Below are 4,173 nucleotides of genomic sequence, written 5' to 3'. Positions count from 1 at the left end.
ACACAAATGGAAGATGAATTTGGAGATATTTTATTCTCTTTGGTTAACTATGCGCGTTTTGTGAAAATAGATCCAGAACAAGCATTGGCTAAAGCGAATAACAAATTTATTAATCGTTTTCAAAAATTAGAACAACTTATTATCAAAGACAATAAAGTAATAAGTGACTTATCTGCTGAAGAACTAAATCAATATTGGATAGAAGTTAAGAAAATTGGTTTGTAACTTAAGATTCTTAATTTATTAAGTATAATAAACAAATATTAAAGTAACAATAGTATATAAAATAGAAAGTATCATTTTAGATGGCATATTGCTTGTGAGAACTGTAGTAACAGTAAAAACATGAAATTATGAAAAATCTAAACTTATTATCTGCTATTTTGCTATTTTGTTTTTTTAATATGCTTTTTTGTTATGGTCAGTCTGTTGATACCAAAAGGAATATAACTAAAAACTATGATCCCCAAGAAGCGGAGCTTGTTGCTAATTCCTTAAAAAGAAAGTCTAAGTATGCACGTACAAAAAAGCTGATAGCTATTTCTATTAATAAGCTTGACCCTTTCTTTATCAGTAGAAATGGAAGTTTTGCTGAATTAGTTTCAGTAGACGAATTTGGAAATCCAATTTATTATGAATCTACAAATTCTATCAATAGGGGTATTATTGGAATAGAATCTGTCCAACAAAAAGTATTTGAAGGCATTACTCTTTTAGGTCAGGATATGGAAATAGGCTTATGGGATGGGACTTTACCCTATAAGGAACACAGAGAATTTGAGAATATTCCAAATCGGATATTGTATAAAAATGCCTATCCGGATATCTTAGATAATCGCAATCAATTGTGGTCATATCAATACAGACAACAACATGCTACTCACATTGCTGGAACAATAGGAGCCTATGGAGTTAATCCTCAAAGTAAAGGGGTTGGAAGCGATTATATAATTCACGGTTATGATTGGTTAGATGATACCATTGAAATGCATTATGCCGCGCAGAATGGACTACTGGTTTCGAATCACTCTTATGGTTTAAGTTTCTTTAATTATTTCGGTAGTTTTATTTTAGATCCAAAAATAATTGGGGCATACTATGGACAAGCAAGTGATATTGATCGTATAACTTATGCTGCACCCAAGTATCAACCTGTGGTGTCTGCTGGAAATAATAGGGACGAGCATCGAAGAATTAACAAGAAAAATGGATTTGACATTCTTGTAAATAGAGCTGTTGCAAAGAATATAATCACAGTTGGGAATATTGACCGAGAGCTAAACAATGGTCAAATGGATATTGAGATAAGTAGTAGTTTCGGACCTACTAAGGATTTTAGAATCAAACCCGATATCGCTGCTCCTGGAACTAAAGTATATTCAAGTTTATCGCCCAATACAAAAGAGACTTTTGACAAAAAAGACAACCAAGTATATGGAGAACTTACAGGAACATCAATGGCTACTCCTCTTGTGGCTGCAACCATTGGCCTTTGGCAACAATGGTGTATCTTGAATACTAACAACGCTTATGATTCAGCTACAATGCGCGCTATTATGGCCAATAGTGCCACAAAGATGACACATTATAACGGAGAGTTACTTGCCCCAGGTCCTAATCCTATTTATGGATGGGGAATGATAAATGCTGCTAAAGGACTTGATATTTTAGAAAGATCCTATAGCGAAACAATTGTTATCGAAAGAACGCTAAACAACCAAGAAGAAAGCCTTATTTGGATAACAGGTAAGGATATTGTCAAAAACCTTAAAGCAACACTATCATGGACAGATCCTGCAGGAGAAGTAAGCATGAGTGACATATACTACGAAATATACAAGAACGCTTTAGTTAATGACCTGGATATGAGAATTGTTTCTGGTACTAAAGTTTATTCACCTTGGTACCTCAATAAGGATTTTAATAATCTAAAAGCACTTAAAGGAGATAATAACGTTGATAATATAGAGCAAATAGAAGAAGACTTATTACCTACTAAGACCTTCTTAGTTAGAATTACACATAAAGGCACCTTAGTTAATGACCAGCAAAGGTATTCATTAGTTGTAACAGCTGATACACCTTTAAAACTAACAAAAGTAACTTTCCCAATCGGTACAAAAGAAAGTAAAGCAAGTACAATAAAGCCTCTTCATTGGCCTAACCCTGTTGAAACTACGCTAAATATTCAAACTAACCTTGATACAGGCATTCATCAAGTATTAATTTACAACAATACTGGAAAATTAGTACTTAATCAAAACTTACAAGCTATCGATACAGTCTTACAGGTTGATTGTTCTCATTTAATAAAAGGCTCTTATATAGTTAAAGTTATCAATGAGATAGAAACAAAAGAATTCTTGATTATCAAGAAGTGATGTTTCAAAATTGGAAGTTATAAATAAACAAGGAATATAGAACAAAAGAGGCTGTCCATGGACAGCCTTTACTTATTTCTTAGATAAATCAACTTTACTTAATGGAACTATTTTCGTTTTGTATTTCAATTTATGATACAAATAGAAGAATAAGAAGAAAGGAATACCCATATAAGTAATAATAATTCCTTCAAGATCAAATACTCCTTCGAAAATAAGTTTAGAATCTTGCCCTATGATAACAAGTATACATAAGATCACTGCCAAGATAGGACCAAAGGGAAACCACTTAGCTTTGTATACAAGGTTATTTATATCTTTTCCTTGCTTCACATAAGCTCTGCGGAAACGGTAGTGACTAAGAGCAATACCAAGCCATGCAATAAACCCTGTTAATCCAGAGGCTGCTAATACATAATCTACCGCTTTGTCAAAATTAGCTTGCACTAAGAAGATTAGCAACACAACTAACGCTGTAGCACCAAGGGCCAAGATTGGTACTCCGTGTTTATTTGTTCCTTGAAAAGATTTATGAGCCATTCCGTCTTTTCCCATTGCATATAGCATACGAGTTGAAGCGTACATTCCCGAATTGCCTGCTGATAAAATAGAAGTAAGGATTACTGCATTCATCAAAGCGGCTGCAAAAGTCCAATGTGCCTTTTCAAATACCAATGTAAATGGCGATTTTGCAATCTCACTTACATCTGCTCCTAATAGTTGTGGGCTTGTATATGGGATTATCAAACCTATAACAAAGATGGCAAGAATATAGAAAATCAATATTCTCCAAAAGACTTGTTTGATTGCTTTAGGGATGTTCTTCTCCGGATCTTCAGATTCACCTGCTGTAATTCCAATTAGTTCAGTACCTTGAAAAGAGAATCCTGCGATTAAGAAAACACCTAATATGCTTAAAAATCTTCCTGAAAAGCCATCGCCTAATAAAGGAGCTTCTCCTAAAGTAAAATTCTTAAAGCCAATATATTCACCACCCATTATACCGAAGATTGTCAATAATCCGACTATTAAAAAGATAATAACGGTAACTACTTTAACAAAGGAAAACCAATATTCAGACTCACCATAAGCCTTTACTGATAACATATTTAATAATACGATTATACTAAAAAAGATTAGACTCCATCCCCAAGTAGGAATAAAGGTCATCGGTGCCCAATACGAAATAACAATGGCGGCGATAGATACATCAACAGCGACAGTAATAACCCAGTTGAACCAATAGTTCCAACCTAAAGCAAAACCAAGTGAAGGATCCACATACCTGGCTGCATATGTACTAAAAGAACCCGATACTGGTAGATAAGTTGCCATCTCACCTAAAGAGGTCATTAAAAAGTAAACCATTAGGCCAATAGCAGCATAAGCTATCAAAGCTCCACCAGGTCCTGCTGAACGTATAGCTTCGCCACTTGCCATAAATAAACCTGTACCTATACATCCTCCAATGGCTATCATTGAGAGGTGTCTTGCTTTTAATCCTCTTTTTACTGTATTATTAGTGCTCATTATTTAATTTGTTTGCGGGCAAAGTTAAATATTAAAAATTCAATATAACACATAAAATCATAAATATCATTTTGAAAACAAACCATATTATTATTCAAAACGCATATTTAAAGACAAATATCAAAATAGAAAGTAAATTATATTCTACATATTGACTATTAAAACAAAAATAGTTCGGCACGGTGGTGATAATACAGAATAATATTTGCTTTTAAGATTATCTTTAAAATAAACTTTTTTAACCTCTAATTATTAATAATAG

The 4,173-nt window shown here is 33.4% G+C and carries 3 protein-coding genes; 2 read left to right on the top strand and 1 reads right to left on the bottom strand.

The annotated features are described in order from the left end of the window. Both GOQ24_RS09135 and GOQ24_RS09130 read left to right on the top strand, forming a co-directional pair. Positions 1–225, top strand: a 225-nt coding sequence (locus tag GOQ24_RS09135; protein ID WP_317165485.1) for a MazG nucleotide pyrophosphohydrolase domain-containing protein, incomplete at its 5' end; no start/stop codon positions are given. A gap of 128 nt (positions 226–353) precedes the next feature. Continuing rightward, entirely contained in the window at positions 354–2,381 is a 2,028-nt protein-coding gene (locus tag GOQ24_RS09130) for a S8 family serine peptidase (RefSeq protein ID WP_155091482.1), read from the top strand. A 72-nt stretch (positions 2,382–2,453) separates the two neighbouring features. Here GOQ24_RS09130 and GOQ24_RS09125 read toward each other — a convergent pair whose 3' ends face one another. Continuing rightward, the gene (locus GOQ24_RS09125; protein WP_208103218.1) at positions 2,454–3,911 is read right to left on the bottom strand and encodes an amino acid permease; all 1,458 of its coding nucleotides are present in this window, start codon (positions 3,909–3,911) and stop codon (positions 2,454–2,456) included. Positions 3,912–4,173 lie beyond the last annotated feature (262 nt).

It is taken from the genome of Myroides sp. LoEW2-1, assembly GCF_009767705.1.
GTDB lineage: Bacteria > Bacteroidota > Bacteroidia > Flavobacteriales > Flavobacteriaceae > Flavobacterium > Flavobacterium album_A.
Note: the sequence above shows the minus strand (reverse complement) of the source record. Positions and strands in the feature narration are given on the sequence as shown.